General features: G+C 47.1%; 27 protein-coding genes. 11 read left to right on the top strand and 16 right to left on the bottom strand.

Features of this window, described 5'->3' with window-relative positions; genetic code table 11:
• Nucleotides 1-47 precede the first annotated feature (47 nt).
• Nucleotides 48-1,607: a hypothetical protein gene (locus P5704_028020; GenBank protein WOF81725.1), complete on the top strand. Its 1,560-nt coding sequence runs from the start codon at nt 48-50 to the stop codon at nt 1,605-1,607.
• Nucleotides 1,608-1,651: 44 nt separating this feature from the next.
• Here the strand turns inward: P5704_028020 and P5704_028015 are convergent, their stop codons facing one another.
• On the bottom strand, nt 1,652-2,455 hold the full coding sequence (locus P5704_028015) for a DUF4116 domain-containing protein (GenBank protein WOF81724.1): 804 nt from the start codon (nt 2,453-2,455) through the stop codon (nt 1,652-1,654).
• A 143-nt stretch (nt 2,456-2,598) separates the two neighbouring features.
• Between P5704_028015 and P5704_028010 the strand changes: the two genes are divergently transcribed.
• Together P5704_028010 and P5704_028005 are read left to right on the top strand one after the other, a co-directional pair.
• The gene (locus P5704_028010; GenBank protein ID WOF81723.1) at nt 2,599-3,024 is read left to right on the top strand and encodes a hypothetical protein; all 426 of its coding nucleotides are present in this window, start codon (nt 2,599-2,601) and stop codon (nt 3,022-3,024) included.
• A 230-nt stretch (nt 3,025-3,254) separates the two neighbouring features.
• Entirely contained in the window at nt 3,255-4,568 is a 1,314-nt protein-coding gene (locus tag P5704_028005) for a transposase (protein ID WOF81722.1), read from the top strand.
• A 22-nt stretch (nt 4,569-4,590) separates the two neighbouring features.
• On the opposite strand, the gene P5704_028000 is transcribed toward P5704_028005, so the two are convergent.
• Nucleotides 4,591-4,773, bottom strand: a complete 183-nt coding sequence (locus tag P5704_028000; GenBank protein ID WOF81721.1) for a hypothetical protein — start codon at nt 4,771-4,773, stop codon at nt 4,591-4,593.
• Nucleotides 4,774-5,003: 230 nt separating this feature from the next.
• Between P5704_028000 and P5704_027995 the strand changes: the two genes are divergently transcribed.
• From P5704_027995 to P5704_027985, 3 genes are all read left to right on the top strand, one after another.
• On the top strand, nt 5,004-6,596 hold the full coding sequence (locus tag P5704_027995) for an FMN-binding glutamate synthase family protein (GenBank protein WOF82228.1): 1,593 nt from the start codon (nt 5,004-5,006) through the stop codon (nt 6,594-6,596).
• Between the two features lie 88 nt (nt 6,597-6,684).
• Nucleotides 6,685-7,119 carry a hypothetical protein gene (locus P5704_027990; protein WOF81720.1) on the top strand — a complete coding sequence of 145 codons (435 nt, stop codon included), beginning with the start codon at nt 6,685-6,687 and terminating at the stop codon, nt 7,117-7,119.
• Nucleotides 7,120-7,552: 433 nt separating this feature from the next.
• On the top strand, nt 7,553-8,554 hold the full coding sequence (locus P5704_027985) for a hypothetical protein (protein WOF81719.1): 1,002 nt from the start codon (nt 7,553-7,555) through the stop codon (nt 8,552-8,554).
• 168 nt (nt 8,555-8,722) lie between these two features.
• Here P5704_027985 and P5704_027980 read toward each other — a convergent pair whose 3' ends face one another.
• On the bottom strand, nt 8,723-9,967 hold the full coding sequence (locus P5704_027980; GenBank protein WOF81718.1) for a transposase: 1,245 nt from the start codon (nt 9,965-9,967) through the stop codon (nt 8,723-8,725).
• A gap of 21 nt (nt 9,968-9,988) precedes the next feature.
• Here P5704_027980 and tnpA point away from each other — a divergent pair, with 21 nt between their 5' ends.
• Nucleotides 9,989-10,405 carry an IS200/IS605 family transposase gene (gene tnpA, locus P5704_027975; protein ID WOF81717.1) on the top strand — a complete coding sequence of 139 codons (417 nt, stop codon included), beginning with the start codon at nt 9,989-9,991 and terminating at the stop codon, nt 10,403-10,405.
• A gap of 617 nt (nt 10,406-11,022) precedes the next feature.
• Here tnpA and P5704_027970 read toward each other — a convergent pair.
• The 7 genes from P5704_027970 to P5704_027940 all read right to left on the bottom strand — a co-directional run bounded on the left by P5704_027970 (nt 11,023) and on the right by P5704_027940 (nt 16,264).
• Entirely contained in the window at nt 11,023-11,271 is a 249-nt protein-coding gene (locus P5704_027970; protein ID WOF81716.1) for a hypothetical protein, read from the bottom strand.
• 59 nt (nt 11,272-11,330) lie between these two features.
• Entirely contained in the window at nt 11,331-12,548 is a 1,218-nt protein-coding gene (locus P5704_027965) for a DUF4236 domain-containing protein (protein ID WOF81715.1), read from the bottom strand.
• A gap of 59 nt (nt 12,549-12,607) precedes the next feature.
• Nucleotides 12,608-13,078, bottom strand: a complete 471-nt coding sequence (locus tag P5704_027960; GenBank protein ID WOF81714.1) for a hypothetical protein — start codon at nt 13,076-13,078, stop codon at nt 12,608-12,610.
• A 55-nt stretch (nt 13,079-13,133) separates the two neighbouring features.
• Nucleotides 13,134-14,180 (bottom strand): hypothetical protein, encoded by a 1,047-nt coding sequence (locus tag P5704_027955; GenBank protein ID WOF81713.1) that lies wholly within the window; start codon nt 14,178-14,180, stop codon nt 13,134-13,136.
• A 4-nt stretch (nt 14,181-14,184) separates the two neighbouring features.
• Nucleotides 14,185-14,469, bottom strand: a complete 285-nt coding sequence (locus tag P5704_027950) for a hypothetical protein (protein WOF81712.1) — start codon at nt 14,467-14,469, stop codon at nt 14,185-14,187.
• 252 nt (nt 14,470-14,721) lie between these two features.
• Nucleotides 14,722-15,369: a hypothetical protein gene (locus P5704_027945; GenBank protein ID WOF81711.1), complete on the bottom strand. Its 648-nt coding sequence runs from the start codon at nt 15,367-15,369 to the stop codon at nt 14,722-14,724.
• A 76-nt stretch (nt 15,370-15,445) separates the two neighbouring features.
• Nucleotides 15,446-16,264, bottom strand: coding sequence for an HlyD family type I secretion periplasmic adaptor subunit (locus tag P5704_027940; protein ID WOF82227.1), 819 nt, complete (start codon nt 16,262-16,264; stop codon nt 15,446-15,448).
• A gap of 219 nt (nt 16,265-16,483) precedes the next feature.
• Here P5704_027940 and P5704_027935 point away from each other — a divergent pair, with 219 nt between their 5' ends.
• From P5704_027935 to P5704_027925, 3 genes are all read left to right on the top strand, one after another.
• The gene (locus P5704_027935; GenBank protein WOF81710.1) at nt 16,484-18,061 is read left to right on the top strand and encodes a hypothetical protein; all 1,578 of its coding nucleotides are present in this window, start codon (nt 16,484-16,486) and stop codon (nt 18,059-18,061) included.
• Between the two features lie 88 nt (nt 18,062-18,149).
• A complete protein-coding gene (locus tag P5704_027930) occupies nt 18,150-18,740 on the top strand; it encodes an IS607 family transposase (GenBank protein WOF81709.1) in 591 nt (196 codons plus the stop codon).
• 31 nt (nt 18,741-18,771) lie between these two features.
• Nucleotides 18,772-20,421, top strand: a complete 1,650-nt coding sequence (locus tag P5704_027925) for an IS200/IS605 family accessory protein TnpB-related protein (GenBank protein ID WOF81708.1) — start codon at nt 18,772-18,774, stop codon at nt 20,419-20,421.
• Between the two features lie 124 nt (nt 20,422-20,545).
• Here P5704_027925 and P5704_027920 read toward each other — a convergent pair whose 3' ends face one another.
• A complete protein-coding gene (locus tag P5704_027920; protein ID WOF81707.1) occupies nt 20,546-20,917 on the bottom strand; it encodes a hypothetical protein in 372 nt (123 codons plus the stop codon).
• Nucleotides 20,918-20,982: 65 nt separating this feature from the next.
• A complete protein-coding gene (locus P5704_027915; GenBank protein ID WOF81706.1) occupies nt 20,983-21,447 on the bottom strand; it encodes a hypothetical protein in 465 nt (154 codons plus the stop codon).
• 137 nt (nt 21,448-21,584) lie between these two features.
• Between P5704_027915 and P5704_027910 the strand changes: the two genes are divergently transcribed.
• Complete coding sequence (locus tag P5704_027910; protein ID WOF81705.1) at nt 21,585-22,439, top strand: hypothetical protein; 855 nt, start codon at nt 21,585-21,587, stop codon at nt 22,437-22,439.
• A 2-nt stretch (nt 22,440-22,441) separates the two neighbouring features.
• Here the strand turns inward: P5704_027910 and P5704_027905 are convergent, their stop codons facing one another.
• The 4 genes from P5704_027905 to P5704_027890 form a co-directional block, all read right to left on the bottom strand.
• On the bottom strand, nt 22,442-22,837 hold the full coding sequence (locus P5704_027905; GenBank protein WOF81704.1) for a DUF192 domain-containing protein: 396 nt from the start codon (nt 22,835-22,837) through the stop codon (nt 22,442-22,444).
• Between the two features lie 121 nt (nt 22,838-22,958).
• Nucleotides 22,959-23,279 carry a hypothetical protein gene (locus P5704_027900; GenBank protein ID WOF81703.1) on the bottom strand — a complete coding sequence of 107 codons (321 nt, stop codon included), beginning with the start codon at nt 23,277-23,279 and terminating at the stop codon, nt 22,959-22,961.
• A gap of 98 nt (nt 23,280-23,377) precedes the next feature.
• Entirely contained in the window at nt 23,378-25,246 is a 1,869-nt protein-coding gene (locus tag P5704_027895; GenBank protein WOF81702.1) for an MFS transporter, read from the bottom strand.
• Nucleotides 25,247-25,338: 92 nt separating this feature from the next.
• Nucleotides 25,339-26,733 (bottom strand): hypothetical protein, encoded by a 1,395-nt coding sequence (locus P5704_027890; GenBank protein WOF81701.1) that lies wholly within the window; start codon nt 26,731-26,733, stop codon nt 25,339-25,341.
• Nucleotide 26,734 lies beyond the last annotated feature (1 nt).

Raw genomic sequence — 26,734 nt, 5'->3', positions numbered from 1 at the left:
TGATTGCGCCTGGAGTCAGTAAATATACTGAACAAAAGGAGACCACAATGCGTACACCAGTTTCAGACATGAATTTTTTGGGAGACAATAAATACGAGATTGCTCATAAGCTGACAGCTGTTGATATTGATTGGGGAGTTGAGTTTTCTAAGGCAGCCATTGAGTCATTTGCAATTTATGACGAAGAGTATCTTTATAGCCGTATACCCAATTTTCCATACGGCCTAATCGAGCTGTTTAAAGAAATGCAGGGCCTGCATTTAATCAAAACACATGATGAATACAAGTCGATATGGGGCGTATTCGAAAGTGTATTGGAGAATAATCCAAACGTTGCCAGATGGTATGTTTTATTTAATCTCGCTCATGATCATGAATACTCGGCGAATGATGCTCGTATTATTGAGTTTATAACTGGTCTTGGCGCTAACGAGTTAATTACGATCAGTGCATACTTGTACATGATTAGGGAGAAAACAGTATTCAACGAAAACTCATTTGACCCAGATTGCTTTAACTCAGTGGTTGTTAGAATGGTTGAGACAGCGTTATTGGATGATCCCTCACCTCCTGATCTATTGGAATCTGGCCAGCCATTTCTAAGCGAGATGCATAAATCAAGTACAGGAATCACAATCCTGGCTTCGAGCAATCTTTATAAAAAAGCGGCTGTAGTTTCTGGAAAGTACTTCACCGACCTACCTGCACTTGTGATGATTGACAAAGATCATTTCGGCGTGGGCAATGAATTTATCGATAACTGCCTAAGTGACAAAGCCAGTTTAAAGCTTATGCATTGGTTAAGTAAAAGAGCTGATGATGCCTCACATGAGATTCTGCCTGTGGTGCAGTCTTTACCCTGGCCGTCTTGTCCTTTTGGTAGGTATGGTGAGTATGTTCATGCTTTAGCGGAGCATGAAATTGTTGCAGCATACAATAAATATCAATATAACTATTTTGAGGATGCTGATTTATCAGACATCGAGCAAATAACCGCGTCGCTGCAAAAAGGTGGTTATGCACACATAATAGGAAAAGATGGCCTTGATGCCTTTTCCTTAATTAGCTTAGATCATCAAATTAATAAAAACCAGGTTGATGATTACATAGAATTACATAAGGGTGAGCTTATTGGGGTATACTCTTTCAGATATTTTAATTCTGCTGCCGTCGTAGGTTCGCTTTCTGGATCCTTATTGTTTTTGGGCCTTAACCAAAGAATTCGAAAGCTAACTGCTATCAACAAAAATCATCCGGAAATAAAAGCCATAAATGATATTATGGCATACGCAGCCTTAAAAATCATGGTAATGGTTAGAGACCATCTTATGATCGTGGACTTAAGTGGCGTTCCTGATGCCGGAAAAAGGCGTGAGCAGATCGGTCACTTGTCAATTGATAAACTGGCACGCTTCACATCGTTAAAATGGAGTTATGGCTCATTCAAGGACTTGATAATAAACGAAAGTGTTTGGTCGACACTCAGCGATGAATTGCAGACGATTGACAACAAAATTTTTGCTGGAATCTCCTTGTCAAAAGAGGATTTTCAAAAGGCAACTCAAGATCAAAAGAAAATAGAGATTTGCAACCGTCTTGATATTTGAATGCCCGCCTGACGCGCAGGGCAATTTTCCGAGAAACATATAAGCTATAGCACAAATCCTGCGTGGTGTTCAACAGCCCTGTTCCTTCCATCCAGCCTGGCTGGCAAAAAGGGCATCGCATCTCTTGATCTTCTTACTGCCAATTTACACAAGCCTTCTGTTTTTAAGTAGGGTGGCACGTATTTCAGCGCGGCTCCATTAAGGTTTACAGCAGTATGGCACAAGGCATATGTTATTCTGCTGCTTGGAACAAAATTAAGACTCATGGGGTTCTGTTCAACGGCTTTACGGCAGAGCAATAGGTTCTTAAACGCAACAGGCACAAACTGAAGAGCAAGACCATTTTGTTCAACAGCTATTTCACACATTGGAATAGTTATTTTCTCGTATGGGATTGAATTCAGCATCAGTCCATCAAACCGGAGCGCCTCGTGATAGCCAGATTCCCTCTTCAGATTTGAAGGTAGATAAGAAAGGCTATCGGAATTCGTCCTAATGCAATTCGCATAAAATTCTGGTTTGAAAAAAGAAAGTGGAACTTTTCTTAGTTCACTCCACCTGTTGGTAGCCTCAAGTGTATCGATAACAGGGCTTGAGAGGTATGGGTATAGGCTCATACTAAATATCTTCTCACGTGGAGGCCAAGTTGTGGCTTGCGAAATGATTTCAAGAAGATAAGGCTTCCAGCTAGTGCTTTTCCTGCCATAAAGGTTTCTTCCCCGGAGACCATCAGATTCGAGGCGATATTGCTTAAGTTCAACCATGTGATGATTTTTAAGTGCCGCTATAAAATTAGAGCCTCGAAGCGTTTCAATACTTTTGCGTTTAAATGTATTCTGTAGGTTCATTTTCCAACCCCTGTTTGTATTTATATATCACGCATTGCTTTGCTGACATAAGTCACATTCAGATGAAATTTGGTTATGCTACGGGAAAATTAGATTGATTTCATTGCCAATTAAATGCGATAATGTTTGAAAAGGAGTAATTTATGAACATTAACTTAAAGAATATATTGGGTGGCTCAGACCCAAATACGGCTATTATCTTTTCCAAGTCTTCCGGGCCAGAAAGCCCGATGGATATTCATCGTGCTCTTATCGCAAATGGCCTTGTGCCGTTACGTGGCGACTATAAGAAACTGCCCGCAATAATGAGTACTATGGAGGCCATAAGCTTGATGGTTCCAAAATCAACTAAGGTTGCCATCGTAATTGAAGACAACGATCTCGATGCAGCAAGCCTAGAAAAAATCAGACAGCTGGTGGTCGATAGATCTTTCAGTCATTGGTCGCTGGATAATGACGCTAGAATCATCATCATTAGTGATAACAAGCCTTCGATGTTCAGGCAGGCTTTAAAAGGTAATGCCGCTTTCGCGGGCAGGTATAACCATGAGCGCTCTCTGACGGCCTAAATACACCAGCCTCTCTTGCTTGGGAGGATTTGGTTGATTAGGTAGCCTTTGATTCGCGCTGACTAGAGATTTTTCTTTAAGTATCTTTGGTAGCATGCAATAATTTCGGTTTGAACAAAAATGAAACCGCATTCCCCGTTTGAATCTTTGATTCATGCGGGGTCAAGGTTTTCGGGCGCGAAGCACCCGCAGTTATTGACCGTAACTCAAAAACTGTATATACATACAGTATGCTAAACGGAATTCGCTGCCGCGCCTACCCCACCGCCGAACAAGCCAAGAAACTGGCTCAGTGGATTGGTTGTGCACGGGTCATCTACAACGCAAAAGTCGTGGAAATGCAGTATTTCCGCACCTTTTCGCGCAAGTCTCTGGGCGTTGGTAAGGCGACAATCGACCAGGCCTATTCACAGTTCAAAGATGACGAACTTACTCCATACTTAAGCGAAGTGCCCTCACAGATTCTTCGAAATGCTTCTGTTCAGTTCATGAATGGATGGCAACGTTTCACCAAGGGCTTGGCTATGCCGCCCCGCTGCAAGCGGCGCGGTGAGCGCGACAGCGTTCACCTCACCAGCGAGCTGTTCAAAATCGTTGGAGATGGTTTGGTCGAGATCGGAACAAAGCGGTTTCCGGTTGGCACGCTTCGCTTCAAACTGCACCGTGATGTGACCGCCCCCAAGTCCATCGTCATCAGCCGTAAAGCCGGACGTTGGTACGTCAGCTTCAACTTCGAAGACGCTAATCTGCCAGCGCCACGGCCTCGCGAGGAAATCCTCGAAGAGCTGGCCAATCTCGACGAACATCAGCTTCAAAAGCTGATCTGGGCCGGGGATCGAGGCGTTCGCGACATACTGCATGGCAGCGACGGAAAGGTTTTCAACCTGGATGACGCCGCTGTTGCGAAAAACAAACGGAGAGAGCTGGCCAAACGGCGCTTGCAGCGCCGCCTGGCGCGGCAGCAGAAAGGCTCCAGGCGCCGCGACAAAACCAAGCGGAGAATGGCTCAGATCAGTCATCAACAGGCCGAAGTTCGGCGGGATTTCGCTCATCAAACTTCGCGCAAATTGGTCAATAGCGACTTCAAGGTCTTCGTTTTCGAAGACCTGAAAATCGCGAACATGACCAAGCGACCAAAGAAAAAACAGGACGAAAGTTCTGGTCAATATTTGCCCAATGGCGCAGCTGCTAAAGCGGGACTGAACCGCAGCATATTGCGGAGCTGTTGGGGTAATATCGTTAGTTTCACTCACTACAAGGCCGAAAGATCTGAAAAAGTGTGCGTCAAGGTACGCCCACATTTCAGTTCTCAGACGTGCTCCAAATGCGGACACACGTCATCCGAAAACCGCTCCGCAAAGCAGTTTTCGTGTACCTCTTGTGGCTTTCAGGCTGACGCCGATTTCAACGCCAGTGCCGTGCTTTGTGCCAGAGGCATAAAGCACATCAAGGCAGGTGATTGGCGCGAAAAACGTCAAAAGAAGTCAGTAAGTTTCAGAAAAAGGGGCTCGGAATGCGTCCCTCAAAACTGCGTGGAGGGCTGAGATTGTGCAGTATTCTGTACAGTCAAAGCTCAGTGAAGCGCGGATGCCCCGTTTGATTTTTCAAATCAAGCGCGGGTAATTCACAGAATCCCTGCGTCACAATGAACATGAACACACCACAAAAATCTGTTTCTCCAGCCAAACTCTGCAAAGCTGAAATTGTATTGGCTTTATTCAGCATCGCTTGTCTAGCATGGCTATTCATAAGCAAGCCACACGCCCCTGCATCTGACATTAAGGAAGTGCAGCCTCACTCCCCATGTCTAAAGCTGCCAAAGCTACTCCAATATCCACCAGCTTCACTTCCCCGGTCTTTGGCTGCCGCTGATGAGTGCTTTGTTTGACTGTGAATCATTATCCCTTTAGGGAAGCTTAGCCACTCTCGCCACGCTGTCAATTTATGCGATACTAAATGGATTCTTCACAATGAGATCCATCATGCTAAACCTGCTTGCTCGCTACAGTATTTTCCTGCTGTCCATCCTCTTCTCCATTTTATCCATAGCATGCGCAGCCTTCATGGGCTCGTCTTGGCTCATTCCAATGCCATTTGTGGGTCTGGCATGCCTTGGGTTGCTTGACTTGATTCAAACCAAGCATGCGGTGCGCAGGAATTACCCCGTGATCGGGAACATGCGTTACCTCCTTGAGAGTGTGAGGCCTGAGATCAGGCAGTATTTCTTTGAAGGCGATCATGAGGACTTGCCGTTTTCCAGAGCAGATCGCGCAATGGTCTATCGGCGCGCCCGAAATATTCCTGCCAACAAGGCATTCGGCACCCTGGATAACCTTTATGCTGGCAACCACGAATTCATCAGCCACTCCATTGAGCCTGTTCACGTCGATGCCAGCATGTTGCGTATCAACATTGGTGGCCCAGCATGCTCACAGCCCTACTCGGCCTCTCTGCTGAACGTATCAGCCATGAGCTTTGGTGCTTTGAGTGCAAATGCTATTCGGGCGCTGTGCCAGGGCGCAAAAATCAATAACTTTGCCGTTGATACAGGTGAGGGTGGCATTTCAAAATATCACCTCGAATCCGGTTGCGACCTGATTTATGAGGTCGGTAGTGGGTATTTTGGGTGCCGCAATGAGGATGGCACCTTTAGCGAGGCGCGCTTTAAAGAGCAGTCGCGTCGACCCAATGTGAAAATGATTGAGCTCAAGATGAGTCAGGGCGCGAAACCTGGCCATGGTGGCATGCTGCCGGGTTCCAAGGTAACGCCTGAGATTGCTGAGGCACGCGGAGTAATGGTTGGCCAGGACTGCGTATCACCTGCCAGGCATACAGCCTTTACTGGCCCTCTGGGACTGATCCACTTCATCGGTAGACTGCGCGAGCTTTCTGGTGGAAAGCCCGTTGGCTTCAAGTTGTGTATCGGGCGCCCTGTCGAAGCAGCTTCTCTGGTCAAAGCTATGCTGGAAACAGGCATCTATCCTGACTTCATCGTCATTGACGGCTCGGAAGGTGGTACAGGGGCTGCACCTGAGGAGTTTTCTGACAATATCGGCATGCCGCTTCGCGATGGCCTGGTGCTAATGCATAATCTGCTCAAGGGGGCTGGGCTGCGTCGGAAGATAAAGATCGGATGCAGCGGCAAGATCATCAGCGGTTTCGACATCGTCAGAATGATTGCGCTGGGTGCTGACTGGGTGAACAGTGCTCGTGGATTCATGTTCTCTCTGGGGTGCATTCAGTCTCAGTCATGCAATGACAAATGCCCTACCGGTATTGCGACGCAGGATCCTCTTCGCCAGCGTGCGCTGAATGTAGACGATAAAGCGCCGAAGGTAGCCAACTTTCATCGCAACACATTGGTATCGGTTGCCGAGATCCTGGGGGCCGCTGGTCTTTGCTCGTCAGAAGAGCTCTCCGCTGAAAGAATCATGCGGCGCGTATCTGACAGCCAGATCTCTTCATACGCCGCGCTGTACCCGTGGCTTCATTACGGAGAGCTCATTGATGGAGTTTCCAATAACGCTTACTACAAGGAGCTGTGGGCTCAGGCGCGCTCGGATAAATTCTAGATTCGTTTCATTTGTATTGACATATCCAGGTATTCCTGGTATACTTGTCTCGTAAATTGAATCACTCATCATGCACTAAGGACTTCTCATGCTGAAGAAAACTTCCCTTCTTGTCGCGGTTGGTCTGGCGCTCGCGCTACAGGGCTGCACCACCAACCTGATTGAAGGCCAAAAGCAGGAGCTGGCGACCTATAAGGCCAAGGGCCTTGCCGTTGAAGAGAAAAACCCCGCCACTGCGGCTGCGCTTGGCATTCTTCCAGGCGCCGGCTACTTCTACACCGGTCACTACGTGCTGGGTTTCACCACCATCCCGCTCTACCCGTTCCTGGGGCCGCTCTGGATGCCCTTTGACACCCATTCGGCAGCCCAGGCACGCAACTACTACGCGACCAAGGCGTCCGTTGAAAAGGAGAAGCGTAAAGCGCAGGTGGAAATCGACCGCGAGCTTGAAGACAAGAAGCTGACTTACGAGCAGCATCTACGCAAGCAGCGCGAGCTGGATGACAAGTACTCGGGCTACTGATCGACCTGAAGCCGAAAAGCCCAGCATAGGAGCAAGCCGTTGAGGTAATCTGTTGAAAACGCAATTCTCGATAGAAGCTGATTGCTTCATCTCGATCAGCAGGTTAATGGCGATCAGGATGCTACTGTCGCAACGCTCACAAAGCTGCGACGCTTAAGAAAAAGGGCCACTCACAAGGTGGCCCTTTTTTTATACGCTGAAATTTGTATTCCAACAAATCAGGCATGTCTGCCTGTTCAGATTTTGCATGCCAAATTCCCAGCAAGATACGATAGGGTCGAGTTTTATGAGGCTAGGAGGCCGCAATGGTATTTACTGAAAAGCGCTTAAATTCTTGCTTTTATGTCTTAATGCTGGCATTGCTCCTTTAAATTATATAGGTGTTTTAATTGAATAGATGGCCAGTGGTACACTTATACAAAGAGAGGTGTTCATGGCAATAAATCATGTTTTTTCGAAAAAAATGAATGAAGTGGTTATGCAGATTCATGAAGGATTTTTACAGCACGGCTATGGTCACGATGTCTATTCGCGCCTAGCGCAGCTAGCAATCAATACACTATCTATGGAGGGTATTGTAGCCAATCTTGATGAGTATGATTTAGCCCACGATAGAGATCCTCGGGTTGTTGTGTCTGTGATTCTTGGATCTCAGGCTCATGCCGATGAATTTATGTCAATGTGCATGCTTAATAGTTCACTTCATAAGGCATATGAGCTGGTTGTTCGCGGTTTTGATGAAAACATTAGAAACGCATCCCATGAATACTATGGTTTTACTGAAACACTGGCAGCATCGCTTCGAGCTATAGTTTTGCAATATAAAGATAGCCTTGAGTTACTTCATTTTCCAATATGGAGTCGGTGTGCATCGGCTATATTTGAAAATATGGCTGAGGCTATTGGCTCTGTAGACCCAATATTAAGAATCATGAATCCAGTTGAGATTGCCGCGTGCGCAGAAGCGCTTGATAATTTCGGGTACTCAATTGCGCCTAAAAACAGAAAAGAAAACCGATATCCCTTTTATTATTTTCGCGAAGGGAGCCGTGATGATCTGAAGTCTATTTTTGAAGTCGTCAAAAAATTTCACGGAGGTTTCAGCGCTCAAGTTAAAATTTCAAATGTAATGACAGAGGAAAGAGATCAAATATTTTTAGGAATTGATGATCTGCCGCCTGCAATTCCAAACGACAAGATTGCGTTCATTGAAAAAGCCGTAGTTTCAAAGCACCGTATTTACTCAAAGCCACTTTCATATGTTATTAGCGCCTATCGGAATGATGGAAGGATTGGTGAGCTAGATATTCTTGACAAAAAGATCACACGCTATTTAATAAAAAATAATTTACTTTCATTGGATGATTTGTCGCACATGCCAAAGACACGAAATAATCACAAAGTGGCTGAAATAAAACATGACATGGGATTATGAAATAATGGATCAGGTCGCTGTTTTCGTTAGCATTATCAAAAAACGTTTACGGGCCTCTAGCGGGAAGTGCTTACCGCAGCCATTGCAGTAGCCCTGTAGAAAACCTTCGCCGAGGCTACGATCTTTTGACATCCTCCCCGGCATAAATGCCGAGGATTCCCTACGGTGTCACTTGACAGATGCCAAGTGCTCACTTCGATGGGTTCCTGCTGCTGATGGCCTTACTGCACCATTCACTTCACAGGCGATCCGGCCATAGCCCTGGCCTTTGAGCGAGTTCAATCCGCGCTCACGGATTTTCTTGGCAGCGACCAGGTCGGCATTCTCGGTGTGGGCGCAGGCCACACACAGAAACACCGCCTGGCTTAGCCGATTTTCAGCACTGACATAGCCGCAGCAGGGGCAGGTGCGACTGGTGTTTTGCGGCGATACTGCTATCGCGCCACCCCCGCACCAGGCCGACTTGTACTCCAACTGGCGACGAAACTCACCAAAGCCTTGATCCAGAATAGACCTGTTCAAACCAGCCTTGGCGCGAACCTGTCGGCCCGGAGACTCTGGCGTACCCTTGGCGGAACGACTCATGTTGCTCACTTGCAAGTCTTCCAGACACAACAGCGCGTGGCTTTGGCTTATGCTGTGTGAGGCTTTATGCAAGAAGTCGTTGCGCGCATTGGCGATTTGGTGGTGGATCTTTTGGACACGCGCCTTGGCGCGTTTCCAGTTACTGCTGAATTTAACTTTATGACTTAATTGGCGCTGCGCCCTAGCCAATCTAACCTGATGGCGCTTAAAGCTGTGCAGCGGCGCAATCACCTTTTCCTGCTGGCCATCCCATAGGGTCGCGAAGCGGACAATCCCCAGGTCAATGCCAACTGCTGTAACAGCCGGGTGGCGTACGATGTCCACTTCCCGCTCAGTCTGAAATGAAACATGCCAGCGACCGGCCTTCAGGCTGATCGTAGTATTCTTGATCTCGCCCAATACAGTGCGACTGGCGCGATACTTCATCCAACCGAGCTTGGGCAAAAACAGCCGACCTTTTGCCTGATCGAGCTTAACGCCCTGCGGGTAGCGGAAGCTGTCCGAAAAACCCTTCTTTTTGAATTGAGGAAATTGAGCCCGTTGCGCGAAGAAATTCTGATAAGCCGCTTCCAGGTTTTTCAGCGACTGCTGAAGCACCTGTGAGTGAGGCTCTTTTAGCCATGGTGTCTCAGGATCTGTTTTCCACGCGGTCAATGCCTTGCACATGTCCGCATAGGAGAGCTTCTTGCCATTGCTCTTGTGGTGCTCTTGTTGCAGGCTCAAGCCACGATTGAACACATATCGAGAAGCCCCGGCAAACTGACGCATTAAGCGCTGCTGGGCACCGTCCGGACAAAGTTCAAATTTAAAGGCTTGCAGTCTTCTCATCGTCTTATTATGATTAGGTCTATGGATAAAGTCAATGACATCAGGCGAGGCAGGCACTGCATTTTTAACATGCATGTGCATTTGGTCTTCGTCACAAAATACCGCCGAGATGTATTTGATCAGGCTGCCATTACACGGCTGCGTGAGCTGTTCGCGAAGATCTGCGAGGACTTTGGCGCAACGCTGGAAGAGCTTAATGGCGAGAGGGATCACGTTCACCTGCTGGTGACCTATCCGCCCAAGATTTCAGTTTCCTCGTTGGTCAATAGCCTTAAGGGTGCTTCCAGCCGTGTCTTGCGCAGCGAGCGGCCTGATATTGCCAGGCATTACTACCAGGGGCAGCTGTGGTCACCCAGCTATTTTGCCGCGTCCTGTGGTGGGGCACCGCTGGCGGTGATTAACCAGTACATTGAAAGCCAGGCGTTGCCAAAAAGCTGAATCGCTACGCGATTGGCGCCTTATATCCCCGCCATGAATGACGGGGCTTTACGGTGCCTTTTGGTAAGCGTTCGTTCCTCTGGCCGTTTTCGTGCCAATGGGCGCAACGAAGTTCGGGCATTACGGGTTATTGCTGTATTTGACCACCTTTGCTGGCTGAATGAGGCGATTGATGGATGTTTGGCATCACCATCACCCGCCGATGATTTTTTCTGAACAGCCAATCCCTGAAAAGACGAAGATCCCGGCTTAATTCAAGACCATGCACTTGATTTTAAACAAATAAACCCAGCGGCTTGGCATCGCAGGCTTATTTGTATTTTCGCTCAATTCGCCCTTCTGGCGACTAGCTTGCCATTTAAAAGCTATTCCGATACGCGGCAGTCTCGAAGCTTTAGATCTGGATCTTTATTTTTCGCGGTATTCGCCAGGTCGTGCAGGGTATGACAGTTCCCGCAAATCAGGTAAACGGCTGGAAATAGCTCCCCATTAATGTCCCCTCCAGACGGATCGATCTTGTACGTCCACATATCATTGCAGCCGCAATTTCCGCAGATCAGGTGTAGTCGAGCTCGTGCCATAGAATTTTCTCCTCGCTTTTACAGGTTCGCCAGGCATTAATCAGCTGCGTTTGAGCGATCTTTGCCCTGGAGTGCTTGGCCAAGCAGAATAAACAGAATCGCTTGGCAAGCTGTGGCAAAAGCTGCCCATAACATGGGGTGCATCGCAATGGAAGGCGGCATCAACTCGTCAAAGCGATTTCCAAACTCCTCTCCTTTGGTAATCAGCCAGTACATGAGGTAGGGGCTGGCGAATGCCATAACCAAGGCCAACAACCAGCGATAAGGGTTACGTGTCAGTTGCATAAAAATTTCCTTTGTTTGTAATTTTTCGCGGGCAGGCCTGGGATCCATAAGTCCATCGATCAAGAAACAAGCTCAGCCAGATGGGGTGTGATTTTGGAGAATTTTCCTGAACTGGTGATCTTGACTCTTACTGACTGCGCGTTCATCAGGTGAAGTGGGTCAATGACCACTTTGTTATAGAGCTCGGGCCATTCCTGTCGAGTGGTCTGAATTGAAAACACATCTTCATCATTCAATTCGCCAGAGCTGTTACGGCGCTGTGTATAGGCACTCAGCGTCAGGCGCTCAAGCGTTGGGAGAACGGCAAATGCCTGCGCAACGATGCGGGTCACGATGCCGAAGACGTGAAGCTTGTAGATGCGAAGGCGCTCGGCCTGCAAGATCTTGCTGCCCGACAGCCCGGCCAGATTGTCCTTCACCGTATAGCGTGAGGTAGGGAGGTCTTCGATCTCGGGTAAGTCGACCCGAATGGCAAGCGTTTCCGAATTTGAAAACTCGTAATCAATCAGAGTTTCCTTCGGCCACTCGATCTTGGCGATGCCATCGCTAAGCATGTCCTCCATTGCCTCGATGATGCCGACCTGTGTCTGCCTCTGCTTGGCCAGCAGGATCTTCATGTATTGATCATGCTGATCACGGCTCTGTTCGTACTCATTCATGTCTTGAGCATATTGAATCCTGGCTTCATTGGTTTGCTCATTGAATCGCCTGTTCGCAAACGGATTCATGCGCTCCAGAACGCCCAAGGGTTCCGGCAAGCGTAGCTCTGGGGGCGCTTGCGTAAACCTGGCGATCTGATTGAAAAGACTTGAGGGCGCTGGTGCTTCTTCATGAATGCTGGTGAAGCAATCGAGTTGGGCATTGAGGTCGGTCGCAGCTTGCTCAAGCCATCGCCTGATTTGTTCAGCGTGATCAAGTTTGATCTTGTTCCAGGTTGCCTTGTCCGCGTAATCACCCGCAAAGCCATTGCCAAGATCGAGCTCAACCATGATGTTCATGGCATCATCCAGCGTTAGCCTGAACGTTCTCACCTGGTCATAAATACTCGAAGGTGATTGGCCAGCAGGTGTGCCACGGCTTTTCTTGCTGGAAAAGCTCATCAACTGTTCTGAATACGACAGACCAGACCCTGGAATGCCTACATTGCCCCGCACGCCACGTTTGCCCACTGTAACGTTAGCACCACGCACACCCGCGCTCAGGCTCACCCCGCCCAGGCCGATGTTTAGATTAAGGCCTGGAGCCAATTTGATTCGCTTACGAAAACGCAGTCCCATGATCGCTTCCTTGTGATGTGGTTGAAAACCACCTTAGGATGTATATGGCCATTTGGCCATTAACTCTCGCAGTAAGAAATACTCACAGTCGAAAGGATTTCGTCATCAGCGTAGAGGAATCGGTAGTTGAGGACACCGCCCTGACCGATGAAGTCAAAGATATTGCGGTCATTGCATGATTCTTTGCTGATCTGCTCCACCACCATCTGCTTCATGGTCTCGCCATCATCAGGGTTGCTCCTGATTGCATCGCGAAATTCATTCCCATTGGCCTCATCAAGGCGAAGCACCAAGGTCACAACATTTCGGGTGGCTTGGGCTTTTTCAATCGTCACCAACTCATTTCGTTTGATCGGCAGACGCTGATTCAAAAAAACTTCCATCCTTGATGCGAGGGCGCAGATGTCGTAGGGGCTCGACTGGCAGGAAAAGACTTGTTCACCAATGCCGGTATGCACATTGGCCTGCGCATATGAGGCATGAGTGGCCACAGCAAAAAGCGCAGAAAGAGCGTAAATAGAGCGTTTCATAAGGATTCCTTCCAGAATCCTTTGAATATACGCACCTATTGACGCACTGTCAATATTAGCCTAATCGAAGGCTCGACTCTTTCGCTTTTTCCATGGACAGATTTTTCAAAAAACCGGAATTGCTGGCGAGGGAAATGTTGTCCGATTGAATTTGTTTGGCTTTCCCAAGAAAATCCGAGCCGTCCGGCGAGCTCAATTGCTGCTCGGCATTAAATTCCGTTTTAAATTGCTCGAAGCGATCATACCAGGGCTCGGTTTCGCCACCGGCCTGCTTAACCATCTCTTCAAGCTTGATGCGATCTTGGACGAACACGGGCATGAAGCCGAGCTTATGGCCTTCAGATGCTTGCTCGAACATCCTGTCGTTGTCCCACTGCCTGTCTTTCTCTGAAGCGCCCATTCGCTTTTCCCTTTCCTCAAGCTGAATGCTGAACTTGGTCTCAAGCCCTACCCTGGTGGTGCGCTCATTGACCTCGCTGAGTTTGGCTTGAAGCTTTACTTCGGCATTTCGCTCCATACGGTCGGAAATATCCTTGTATCCACCATAAGCGGCAGGGATAGCCATGATGCCGCCAGAGCCTACAGCAATGGCTGTGCCTACTAGGCCAGCGGCAAAAATACCCGTTTCTGAAGATTCGGTAACCCCGCCGACAACAGACCCTGCCAGCAGCCTTCCACCACTTTCAATCAGCGCCTTCTGCGGATTGCTTGCCAAATCAAGCAGTGTTCCACCAACGGCTGCGGCCTTTTCTGCTGTGCTTTGGTTCTTCTTGAATCCTAACGCGCCAAGTGCAGAGCCCTCGATGGCATCAGATGTTGATTCAAGCTCTGGCTTGTCGTTGCTGGTTTCAGCCTCGGCCTTTTGAGCATCCATCACCATCTGTGTAAGAGATTCGGCAGTAATGGGTGCTTGCGGCTGGCCATCAAATCCCGCCTGGTGCTCGCTGGCCATCGCCGCACCAGCACCCATGCACATGCTAAGTGCCGTTGCCATAGCGAGTTGACTGAGGGGATTGCTTTTTTTGGTTTCAAAAACTGCCTGCTTGATGCCAAGCTTGTCGAGCAATTTTGATGACCATTTATTGTTGTTTGCATTGTCCATGGCTTTAGCCCTGTTTTATCTCTATTAAGCACTCATACTCTTTGCCTGGGTCAAGCACTATTAGCGGAAGACCACGCAGCGCGGCGCCCCTGCACGCGTCGGTCAGATCCATGATCGATACTGTCTGATCAGTCAAATGCAGGTCGAGCGAGAGGTCTGTCAGGGTAGCGCTCTCGATCTTGGTCAGGTCGAGGGCGTTTTCTGGCAGGCTTTCTGGGAGCAGCATGATGCAGGCTGGTTCGTTGTCTGCGTTGAGGCCTAGGGCTAGCAGGGAGGTGGTGATTTGCATGGGGTGATCCTTTGAGAACTTGTGCTTAAAATCAGAAGTGGGGTTTCAACGAGTGTCGTGTTTGCATGTTACTACAAAATCCATCCCTGGCGAGTCAGCGCTTTCCTCATGTGGTTCAACTAATGCATTCCAGCTTCTAATCGTAATCTCTCTCACGCCACGCAGCACTTATAGCTGTCTGGATTTGCTGCTGTTCCGCTGCGGATTATGAAAGTTCTGCAAATAAAGCTTTCTTAAAAATATCTTTAATCATTATTGTTTTGCTCCGCAGGTTTTAACTAACTCTGTGCCAGATAAAGGATTGATGTTATTGGTAAACAGCATATGTTCTCTAAACAACAGTTTCTCAGATGATTCTGATAATGATCTGCCATGCTCGTTTATAACAAGCCTGGCTGTGGTAGTTACTATCTTCCCCCCTCTCGCCGTGGGGTAGCTAATTATTCCAGAGTCTGTTGAAATGATTGTTGCGTCTTTGCCTGTATTGAATTTTTTAGCAACGCATAGGCTTTTTTTACCATCAACGCTGACATAATATCCTCCGTCACATGCCTCAACGTTTTTAGTTCTTACCCAGTCTTTCAAAACGTCTTTTTCCATTATGCTTAATGTTTCATTATCAATGTCATACGGATATATAAATTCCTTAACGCCATTGAACTTGTAGTACTCATCAAATTTACCTAATATTCTAGCCCATGGCCCTGAATTTCTATGCAAATAGATGTGCCTTCCGCTGAATATGCCTAGACCTTTCGGAGAAATATATTCTATTTCTGGGTACATTTTGCAGATCTCATTAAGGTCAGAAATCTGTTTACGATCTTGATATCCAAAGTAAGTATAAATTAACAATGGAACAGCAATTATTAATAAAATTATTATCCGCAAAATTTTCATTTAACACTCCGAATTTGCATGCCTTTTATTTTATTACATATCCAGTTACGCTTTTTCTTGAGAGCCATATTGCTGTTTAAAGCTTTTGTCTATCAGATTTGCCGAACTCAAGAATATTCTTTATTAGCTTTTTGACAAAGAAATCAAGCACTGACTGTTCATCAGTTGTAATTTCGCCAACCAAAGACATCCCAGGCTTTACCTCAATCATCTTATTCTCTTCATGACCAGCATTAAACGATATACGCACTGAGTAAATCAAACCTTTTTGCTCATCTAATTGCGAATCTTTGGACACCAGTTCTACTTTTCCCTTTATAACTCCGTACTTAGTAAGGTCAAATGCATCAAGTTTTATTGTTACATCCTGGCCCGCCCTGACTTTTCCTATATCCTGGTTGCTAACAAATGCCTCAACCTCAAGCCCTCCCTGCAATGGAACGAAATTGGCAAGAACATCTGCCGCCCTCACGACCCCGCCTTCTGTGAAAGCAGCAAGGCCTTGTATATAGCCGTCAGCAGGGGCTCTAAGAACGGTATTTTGGTTCCGAGAATTCGCCTTAGTCAGTTGACTCTGGATAGATGCAAGCTGCGCGCTTAGTTCGTTATATTCACCCGCAAATTTGGTTCTGGTTTCAGCGACTAACCGATTTAAGGATTGTTTTGCCTGATTCAGTGATGATTCAAGAGACTTCAACTCGAATCTAGATCGCTCCAGATTCTGTCTCATCTCAATTATTTGCTGCTCAAGATTTAAATAATCCATCTCTGATGCTGCCTTGAGCTTCCATAGGTTGCGTAGCGATTCAGCTCGTTTTATGGCTATCGGTAGAGTCTCAGTAAGTTTTTGGATTTCAGCCTTCATCACATTTATGTCGGATTCTGTTTTCTCAATTATCTTTATTGATTCGCCTTTTGCAGCTTCAAAACCCAGCCAAAATACTTTTTATCCACTCTCCTCGTTTCATCATTTAATTACCCAGAGCCAGGATTGCGTCAAAAGCATCACATGCAATAAGGGGTAAAAAGTACAGGATGCATTCACGCATACCAAAGGTGTGTTCGAGCATGCCACTCATGTTGCATAATAGTCAAAAGCCTAAAGGTAAATGACATGCACAACCCATACGACCCCGATTTCGACTACGTCAACGCACAAAACGCCTTCAGTAAGCACAAGATAACGCTCGCCTATGTCAGATCACCTGAGAAGGCTGCTGTATTGCAGGAGGTTCTCGACCTGCATCGAAACGATCCCGCTATGCATAGTGAAATGCTGCGCTGTGTATTTCTAGTGGGAATCAACTTTCGTAACATGACGCTAATGCGCATCGCTGAGCAGAACGGGGTTTGGAACCTGGATGGGGTTCAGGGCAATCCTGCGTGGGGGGCGTTCATGTACAAGTCCTTTTCTAGTTCTTTCGACGTTCTAAGACCTGAGCTTTACGAGATGCTCTCGCGTGCAGCATCTTTTGCATCCAAAGAACATCTCAGCGAGTGGATCTATCTAACCATTCAAGATCAAGACACATTTGAAGATATTTCAAAGAAAACTGAGCGATTTAAGGGAGCTGCGGCACTGTACCGTCAATTGGTAAATGAGCACGGATTGTCTGATGAACTGGCGCTTAATAATGTCATGGAGGCCATCTCGCAAACAATGGTTCCTTACAACACACATCAGGCTGAACCTATATTCAAGGAGCTGGACAGTGTTTTCGGGGAGACCCCATCTCGCCTTGCCCACTGGCATTCAATTTTTAGAAAACCACACGGGGATTTTATTCAAGATCTATCCATATACAAGGCTGCGTGCAAAAAATACCTAGATTCCATTGAGTCACTTAAGCTCAATCAAGAAGATCGAGAGCTCTTTGGCCAATTGATGGAGAGGGTTCCGGGGCAATGTCTCGACGTGCTTGAAAAGCTGGATCCTCAGCCTCTTATTTCATTGCCTAACGGCCAATTGCTTCTTTCAATTGTCCATGGTGATTGGCTCTATGAGCGCCCTCACCTTGCAGAAAGGTTTAGTGGTCTAGTTAAAAAGCTTGTAGAAATACCGAATTTTCTTTACGTTTTGGATAGTCATAATCACGGCACCACCTTCACGGGAACTATTGCATCGATGCTCACCTGTGATGCTCTCAGTGAAAATAATCACAATTTTCAGTTAAGCGGTGGTGATGAAAAGATTCATAAAGCATGTGGCAATTTACTTGAAAATTCTGTAAAAATAGGCTTTACCAGGTTTCAGTCTTTTGTAGATGCGCTAAAGGATGAAAAAGAAGCCACAGAGCTTGTGTCTATATATGATAAATTAGAATCAAAAAGCTCAGAAAATAATAAAAATGAATATAGTTACCAAGAAAAGCTGAATCTTTCTGCTGCTATTATATATTCAGAAATAGTGCTGATGAGAGAGAAAAGATCACCGATTTCCGAGAATACCCCTTTCCACCTGGAGGCGCGCTTTAACAAGCGGCAACATGATGGCAATCCATTATATGGAGTAGAGTCAATTTGTAAATTGATTATGCATTGCATGACTGAAAAGCAATTGTTATCAGTAGCCCCAAAAAACAAAGTTTATATCAAGGCATTGATTAAGGATGGGTTTCTTGGAATCGAACATATGAACAAATTATCAGCAAAGGATAAAAAAGAGTTTGTAAGTGCCGATCTCAAACTATAGAAAAAGGGGCTTTAGCAGCAGGCTGAGCTTACAATCAAACCTACTCATTGCTACCATTTTGACATAATAATAAGAATGGTACTTAGTCATGCAGAATGTTTCTATTGGTCAGGCGAGCGAGTTACTTGGTGTTTCGGTTTCCACATTGCGGCGGTGGGAGAAAGAGGGTGGCTTGCGACCCTCTTTTCGAACATATGGGAATCACCGCCGATATTCATTGTTGGAACTCAACAGCCTGTGCGGCAAATCATTGCCTGATCAGCGCAAGGTTGTGGCTTACGACAGAGTCTCTTCGCATGACCAAAAGGCCGATCTAGAACGTCAGCGAGCTAGACTTAAGCAACACTGTCTCGATACGGGTTATTCTGACGTTGAGCTTTTGTCCGACTTGGGTAGTGGCCTTAATTACCAGAAGAAATCGTTCAAGAAGTTGCTCAAGATGATCGCACTCGGACAGGTTTCTACTCTGGTTATGATGCACAAGGACAGGCTGTTACGGTTTGGTGCGGACATAGTCTTCGAGTTGTGTAAACTCAACCAGACCGAAGTCGTGATCCTTGAAGAACCAGAACAAACCACGCTTGAGAATCGACTGGTCGCTGATGTAATCGAGTTAATGACGGTATTCTCTGCCAGGCTTTATGGCGCCAGGTCACATAAAAACAGGAAGGCGGCTTGAAATAACGACAAGTTGCCTTAATCTTACAACCATGAATGACCAACTTCCAACCCGCACGACAACAATCCAGACTCGCTTGCCGCGTGGTCTGGACGATGCCGTGGTTTCGGCCTTGGATGCTTACGCCGAGCTCTATTCTCGCCTGGAGCGGGCCGCGATAGCGGCGCTCTGCAAAGGCGAAAAGATCAATAAACCCCTATTCCTAAAAGAACATGGGATCACGGGTCGGCAGTTCAATGCCTTGCTGCGCAGCGCCGAGGGTAAAGTTGAATCCCAGTTGAGCAATCTAGAGAACTACATCCGTGACGGTTCGACTAAGATTGCGGGCCAGCAAAAACGCATCGCGCAAAAGCTGGTTCAGGTCGAGCAGCCCAGAAATCAAAAGCGTACCGGCCTGCTCTACAGTGCCATTCGCAATCACAAAACCAGGATTCAACGGTTGGAGGCGCGCAAGGCGCGCTTCGAGCACATGCTCGATACCAAGCGCCCCTCGATCTGCATGGGTAGCCGTAAGCTCTTCAGGCAACAGTTCAACCTTGAAGAAAATGGCCTAAAAGATCACGCCGAGTGGCAGGAGCGGTGGCGCCGCGAGCGCAGCAGTCAATTCTTCGTGCTCGGATCCAAGGACGAAACCAGCGGCTGTCAGGGCTGCGTTATTATCGCTCAGGATGATGGTTTCTATACCCTGAAGATCCGCCTGCCGAACGCGCTGAAAGCCGCGCATGGCGAGTATTGTTACGTCACCGATGTCAAATTCAGTCATGATCAGCACTGGCTAGAGCAGGCCATCCTCTCGAACCAAGCAAGAAAATCATTGCAGGCCGCGCACCGCAAGGCTGCCAAAGATCCTTATTTCATAGGGCCGATTCAGCGCGAATCACAGTTTCTGGCAGATTATGGCCAGGCAATTAGTTATCGCTTTGTCCGTGATGAAAAACGTGGTTGGCGTGTATTGGTCACCACCGAGCGACCAGGTCAACCAATAACGACCAGCAGGCGCAACGGCGCCATCGGGATTGATCTGAATAATCATCATCTGGCTGTGACGGAAGTGGATGCCAGAGGCAACAAGGTCGGCTGCGCCGACCTCTATTTCAGAAATGGCGAGGACGTCACCAGCCCGCAAACAACTACTCGGTTGCAGCTTGCTGCGGTTGAGATCGTGGCTAAAGCAAAAGCAGCTGGAAAGCCGATTGTGATTGAGAAGCTCGACTTCACACTCAAAAAGGCGGGGATGCAAAAAGGCAAGCCGGGTGATGCGAAACTCAACAAAGTAGTTAGCGCGCTGGTGTATCGTAAATTCAATTCGATCATCAAGACACGCGCCTTCAAAGAAGGTGTCGAGGTCATTGAGATCAACCCGGCCTTCACCAGCTTTATCGGCAAACTGAAATACCTGAATCAAACCAATCAAAGCGTTCACCAGGCCGCAGGCCTGGTGATTGCCAGACGTGGCATGGGCTTGAAAGATAGCCTGCCGCGTCAAAGTGTTGTAACTGTTGTGGGTCGGCCTTGCACTTTCCTACCGCCAGAGGATGGTAGGAAAGATGAATCCAAGGCCTTAAAAAAGACCATGACAGCTTACGGAAAGTGGTACACGTCAACGCGAAATGAGGCAAGGAAACGAGCAGCTTTGCATCGTCTGCGATCCTCATTTATTCCGGAACAGATACCGTTCTAGACGCAACGTGCCTTAACCATTAGCACCCAAAGCGCGCTCGGGGTGCGCCTCTCAAATCTAAATGAGTAGGTTTGATCGGGTTACTAGGAGCGGCCAAAGGCCCCTTTCTTTTTGTAGTGAAACTTCAGTCGTACACTTGCTCATGCGTAGCCGTCTGGGTAATGCGATCATCACCCGTTGTGCAATAGCGAGCAACAACGAAAAAGGTTCGTTTACTGCTAGCAAAGCTCACTGTGTCAAACTGCTTGTTCACCTCGTTAAAGCCCAATGGGCATTCTGGGGGATTGGCTTTAGCAAGTCGCCCCTCGATATCGTCAGATTTGCCAAGGTTTGCTCCCTGCGTCATGCAAGATGCAGGCGATACCTTTTGGACAACTCCTTCGTGCAAGCCATTTTCCTGCTCCAGCCAGGAACACGTCAGACGCTTACTTTCAGCAAGCGCTCCAAGGGGTGCACAAATCATCAACAGCAGTAGTAGAGGCTTGGGTGCTTTCATGGTCATCCCTGAATCAACAAAGTGAGCGAGACAAGCCCAATACCTGCCTCATTCGTGGTTCTCGCTTAGGCTGCATCACCAAGCGGCTGCGTGCAGGACATGATGCTGACCTTCATCATCTGCGCGTTGTCCTCATGCAGAAGTTGATAGGTCACCTTGCCGCCATTGGAAATAAACGCGTTGACCTGATCCCCCGAGCATGACTTGCGGAAGAGACTGTCCTGTGTCGCGGTTTTTAGGGCGATGCCATGATCGGGGTCTGTTGCAATGGCGTTGCGAAGCTTCTTGCCTTCCTCCCCGTGTACGCGAACCAGGATGACCAATTCATTGTGGTTTGCAGCAACCTTCTCCATGGTGAGCATTTCACTTACACTCAATGGAAGTACATCCTCCAGGGATGCCTGCAACAGAGTGGCTTCTTTGCAGACGTTGGGGCCGTAGATCGTGCAGCTATCCTGCGATTGGGTTGGATTTGCATGAGCCATCAGGTTAGTTGCAAGCAGCATTGCAGCAAAGGCAATAGATTTCATCGGTAGCGTCCATGTTGTTTGGTATGCTCAATATACTACCGGGATTGACCAATGTCAATATCTGCGTTAGAAATGTCTGTGACGAACGTCAACCCGTGTTAAAGTCTTTTCGATTCTGGCCGTGCATTGAGCATCAAATGTCGTATGACTACGAAAAATTAAAGCAGTCCTTGGCTCGCGATCACTATAAGCGTTTTGAAGAGATTCCCAAAGAATATCAGAATCATGAAACGGCTCTTCTATGGATGAATAGCCTGTTTGGCAACCTCATGGAGATACCGCAAACGCTACGAAGCATGGATGTGCTTCGATCAAGCATTAGTAGCATTCCAGACACAATCAAGGACATCCCTTGCTCCACACCTGGATATCTCGATTTGGCGCAAAGCGCTCTTTTAGTGAATGCTCATGTGGTCAAATACATTCCACAGGATCTAATCACGCTGGAGTTTGTATACAAGGTAGTTAGATCAAATCCAAGAATACTCATAGCACTCCAGGGCATTACACACTATCAGCACTTTTTGATGAATCAGGACTTGATTGATCATGCGACCAAAATAAGCCTTAAGACTGTTTCAGATCTAAAAAGTATAAAAATTAATGAAGATTGTATTAGGAAAAGAATTGAAATTGCTCCGATAGATATCGTGCTGCTTCCCAAGATTGGTAGGATGCATGTTCTTGTCGAAATGATCAAAGAGGGGTATTGGCCGTCCACTTGCAAAATGGGTTTAATGGGTAAAATTGGTGACCGCCCATCAGGAATCAGTGAGGCTGCGGACGTAGCAATTGAAAAAGAAGGAACGATTGTCGGAATATTAAACCTAGCATTTTTGATGTCTCAACCAGAGGCAGATACCTTTAAGATTCTTTCGAGCAGAGAATACGAGAGAATACTATTTAAAGTTTTTTCGAGCCAGCAAATACGCGCCATGACAAGAGACAAGTGCTTATTGAAAAAACTACTGCACTATGATTTTGAAATGTAATGCTAAATTACACCCTGATTGACCTCTACGGCATACTTGGCTTCACCACTTGTGCAATGGGCGGTAAGGTCATTTGGCGTCATGTCATAGCGATCAATAAAATTGCCATCTTTATCGAGATAGGCGACCGTGAGTGGGATCTTGGTATTTTTCATCCACATGCAGTATTTTCCAGGCACATCAAATACAAAAAGCATGCCAGCATCCAGCGGCATCTCAGTGACGTTCATCAGGCCCTTCTGACGCTTCAGTTCAGTGTCTGCGACTCTAAGCTTAAACACTCTATCGTTTATGACGATATTAGTTTGATCCCACGTGATCATGGGCTCTGCATTAGTCTGGCCGATAAACCATGCCGCACTTAAGAGGATTATAAATTTAAGCCATGAAAAGCTCATGAGAAACCTGCTTCTAAAAATGACCAAGGCGCTAACGCACTAGAAGCACGATTTTAATAGAATTTAATTGTTTCGTCACCACCGATTAAGATTCAAAAGGGATCCATTAAAAGTTCTCGCCTCAACTCCGATCAGCTTCTTTCATGAGCTGTGTACAAATCTGATCGTGCCCTTTTTTTGCTTCACTCACTGTGGCATAGCGTGCAGTGATATCCGTTTCTCCATCATCCTTGAAGACAGCGGTTTCAAAAAGGATCGGCGAGCCCTTCGATTGCATATTGTGGTCAATGCCAAGAAACACTGTGCTTACCGTAAGACCAAGGCTGGACAGCCTCGTAGCCGCAATGGTTGGGTTGAATTCCTCACGCCAGGCAGCCCACTGAAGGAAGTCAGTGGTTCTTACGATCTGCCCGTCCTTGAGCATGTACATGGTGTAGCTCATGACCTATATCCCTTCAGAAAGCAGGGGCTGATACTAACTCAGCATTAACCCCGCGCCAAGCGCAAATCGGAAAGTTTGATAAAAGGCTCTAAAAGTGGCTATTTAAGCTCTTTTGCGATCAAATTACTCACTGATTCACGCATTTGCTCTGTAGAGGTGTTCGCTGGCAGTGCGTCGGCTGACATCAATTCAACACGTGACCAGATACGCTTGAATGGCCTTCTCGTGGGCGCTCTACTGAAAAAGCTCTCCCACAATCCATTGAGGGCCATTGGTATGACTGGAACCGGTGTGCGATCCAGAATTTTGCGGGCTCCCGGCATGAATTTTCCAATATTCCCATCACTTGACAAACGGCCTTCTGGGAAAATGCAAACCAACTCCCCCTGCTCCAGGAGATGTGCAATCTTGTCGAAGGCTTTCTCGTAGAGTTCAATGTCCTCATTCTTTCCTGCAATGGGTACGGCCCCTGACCACTTAAAAATGAAAGAAAGAATAGGCCAGCGAAAGATCTTGTAGTACATCACGAATCGGATGGGTCGTTTAACAGCCCCCATGATGATCAGGGCATCTACGAACGATACGTGATTGCAAATCAAGAGCGCAGATCCCTCATCCGGGATATTTTCCAAGCCTTGATGCCTGACTCTGTAGATCGTGTGCGATAGAGACCAGATCATGAAACGTATGATGAATTCTGGAACGATTTTAAACAGGTAGGCGTTGACCCCCGCGTTCAGCACTGCGACCACCAGCAAGAGGGTTGGAATGCTCCACTGCAATACGGATAGCACAACGACGCTTAACGCCGAGGCAATGACCATAAATAGGGCATTGAGAATATTTGCGGCGGCAATCACTCTGGATCTTGAGCCCGGTTCAGAACGGCTCTGAATGAGCGCATACAGCGGCACGATGTAAAGCCCGCCGCATACGCCCAGCATGCTGATGTCTAAGAGCACCAGCAGCGCCAGGGGGCTTTCCAGCATCGATTTCCAGTCCAGGGGTAGTTCACTGATTTGAAAATGATTGAGATGGTGGTACAGCAGTAAGCCGAAAACGGTAAGGCCAACAGAGCCGAGCGGCACCAGGCCAATCTCTACCTTGCCATAGGACAGCTTTTCGCAAAGCAGTGATCCTACTGCGATACCGATGGAAAAGGCTACCAGCATCGCCGAGACTGCGGTTTCATCCCCACCCATGTTCAACTTCACCATGGCGGGTATCTGGGTCAGGTAGATGGCGCCGATGAACCAAAACCAGCTATTGCCAAGCAAGGATCGCGAAACGGCCAGTTTTTGCCCAAAACCAACCTTCAGCGTTTCCATGGTTGGCTTTATGACTCCGAAGGTTATTGGGCCAGCCTCTGTGCTTAGTGATGGAGCCTTGGGTATCAATAGACTCGAAAGCAAGCCTAAAAGGCCTACCGCCAACAAACTGAGGCTGATGAGATAGCGATAATCAGATTCAGCCATCATCACGCCCGCTGCCAGGGTTCCCACCAAAATGGCTAGAAAGGTGCCTGTCTCTACAAGGGCGTTACCAGCGACAAGCTCATTAGGTTTGAGGTGTTGCGGCAACAGTGCATATTTGACCGGGCCAAATAGAGCACTCTGGACACCTGTGGCAAAAAGCGCCAGCAGCATGATGCTTACGCTATCAAGCATGAGACCTACGCTAGCGAGTGCCATAACCCCAAGCTCAAGCAGTTTGAGTGATTTGATCAGCCTGGATTTCTCTATTCGCTCTCCAAGGGTGCCACCCCAGGCAGACAGTAGAAAGAACGGAACGATAAACAAAAAAGCGCCGAGGTTAATCAGAGCATGGCTATCACCCTCCCCCGCCATGTAGAACATGATCGAAAGAATGACTGTCTGCTTGAGCAAATTGTCGTTGAACGCCCCGAGAAACTGGGTTGCAAAAAATGGCAGGAAACGCCGGGATTTCAAAAGGGTCGCGAGCTTCATGTTGGTTTCCGAGGGCGTATCGGGTGATGGAAAAGATGTTAGCGTCAATATACCTATATCGAGTATACCTTTGCACCATCCTTATCGCGATTCTATAGACCAAACTCATTTGAAATACGTTGCTTTCGAAGCATCGGGCTTGCCTCGACAACCCATGGTGGGGAGGCCATCAACATTTTTCTTCTAAGTGAATCGTTGGACTTTAAAAAATTGAACTCAGTCATTCTCACGAGCAAATCAGGTGTAATCAGTTCGTGAAAAGGTTTTCTCTTAAGTACTTTTAAATGATGATCAGGCCCATAGGACTGAGATGATCTCTTGTAAAGATCATCAATTTCTTCGCGGTAGGCAAGATTATCAACTCTCACACCTCTTTTGTTCGCCATCCCGGCGAAGTGCATTATCTCGTTTAGGCTTTTGATGCATTTAGGGTGAAAAGAATCAAAAACATCTTGTAAGTAATTTTCAGGAAGACCTATTTCATTATCAATAAATGTCTCAATGAAGTCCTCAAAATCCTTGTTTTTAATTATGCAATTGCAAAGCAAAGTTTTATTAATTTCGTGGTAACGTTCATTTGAGGCACTTTTAGGGATCCAGGCTGAAATTTCGTTTATCTCACGCATACTCACTGTATAGCCATGTAATGCATGGAGCGGAAATTTCAGGGATGGTGCGCAATAGGAATATATAAGCAATGGTTCGATTGGTAAATTTCCAGAAAGAACCTCTTCTTCAGTTAATTTTATGCCAATTTCAACATCTCGCCTGTATAACTCGTCTCCATATGCGCTTGCCGATGTAACTTTAGCGACTTCTTGAGCAAGAACTTTCAGCCCCAGATCATTCATTTCAAAGACATGGCTCAACATGAAGCCTTCACGGAATGTTTTGAAGTGAACACTTTTGGCTAAAATATTTTCATTTTTCCTAAGCCAAAACAGCATTGCTTCGTTTTTTTCTTCGATGCCTTCCTCCGCAAGAGAGGCCAGTTCTCTAGACAGCGGCTCATCGCTCTCCGAGTTGTAAACTAATCCGGCATCAAGTATTTTATAGGCGAGCTCATTCTGGTTTATGAAAAAAAGCTTCTCTACTATCCTGGTGTAGTTTGCACCGTCAATAGCTGAATCGAATGCCTGCTGCGCTATCAAACTTTCAACGGCGGCACCAAGAACAGGGTGATAGGCTGGGCATGATGCGGCGGCAAGCGTAAATGATGCAGTAATTGGAACTACACCCAGGATTGCCTCAATAACTTCATGTGAAATGGATTGTTTCTCACCAAAAACAATAGACATCAGGTTTTTCTGAACCCTTTTGGCGTTTTGGGTGAGAGCAACATGCCCTGCCATGCCTGTGTTTCTTATTTGGTCAATGAGGTCTGACATTTGAACGACTAAAGAAAGCTGCTCATTTGGGTCAATGGAACCAAATAATTTGTTTTCAGCCTCAATCAATGCGCTGTGTTTGTTGTGAATGCTGTACAAG

Origin of the sequence: Pseudomonas sp. FeN3W, assembly GCA_030263805.2 — a bacterium.
Lineage (GTDB): Bacteria > Pseudomonadota > Gammaproteobacteria > Pseudomonadales > Pseudomonadaceae > Stutzerimonas > Stutzerimonas stutzeri_G.
Note: the sequence above shows the minus strand (reverse complement) of the source record. Positions and strands in the feature narration are given on the sequence as shown.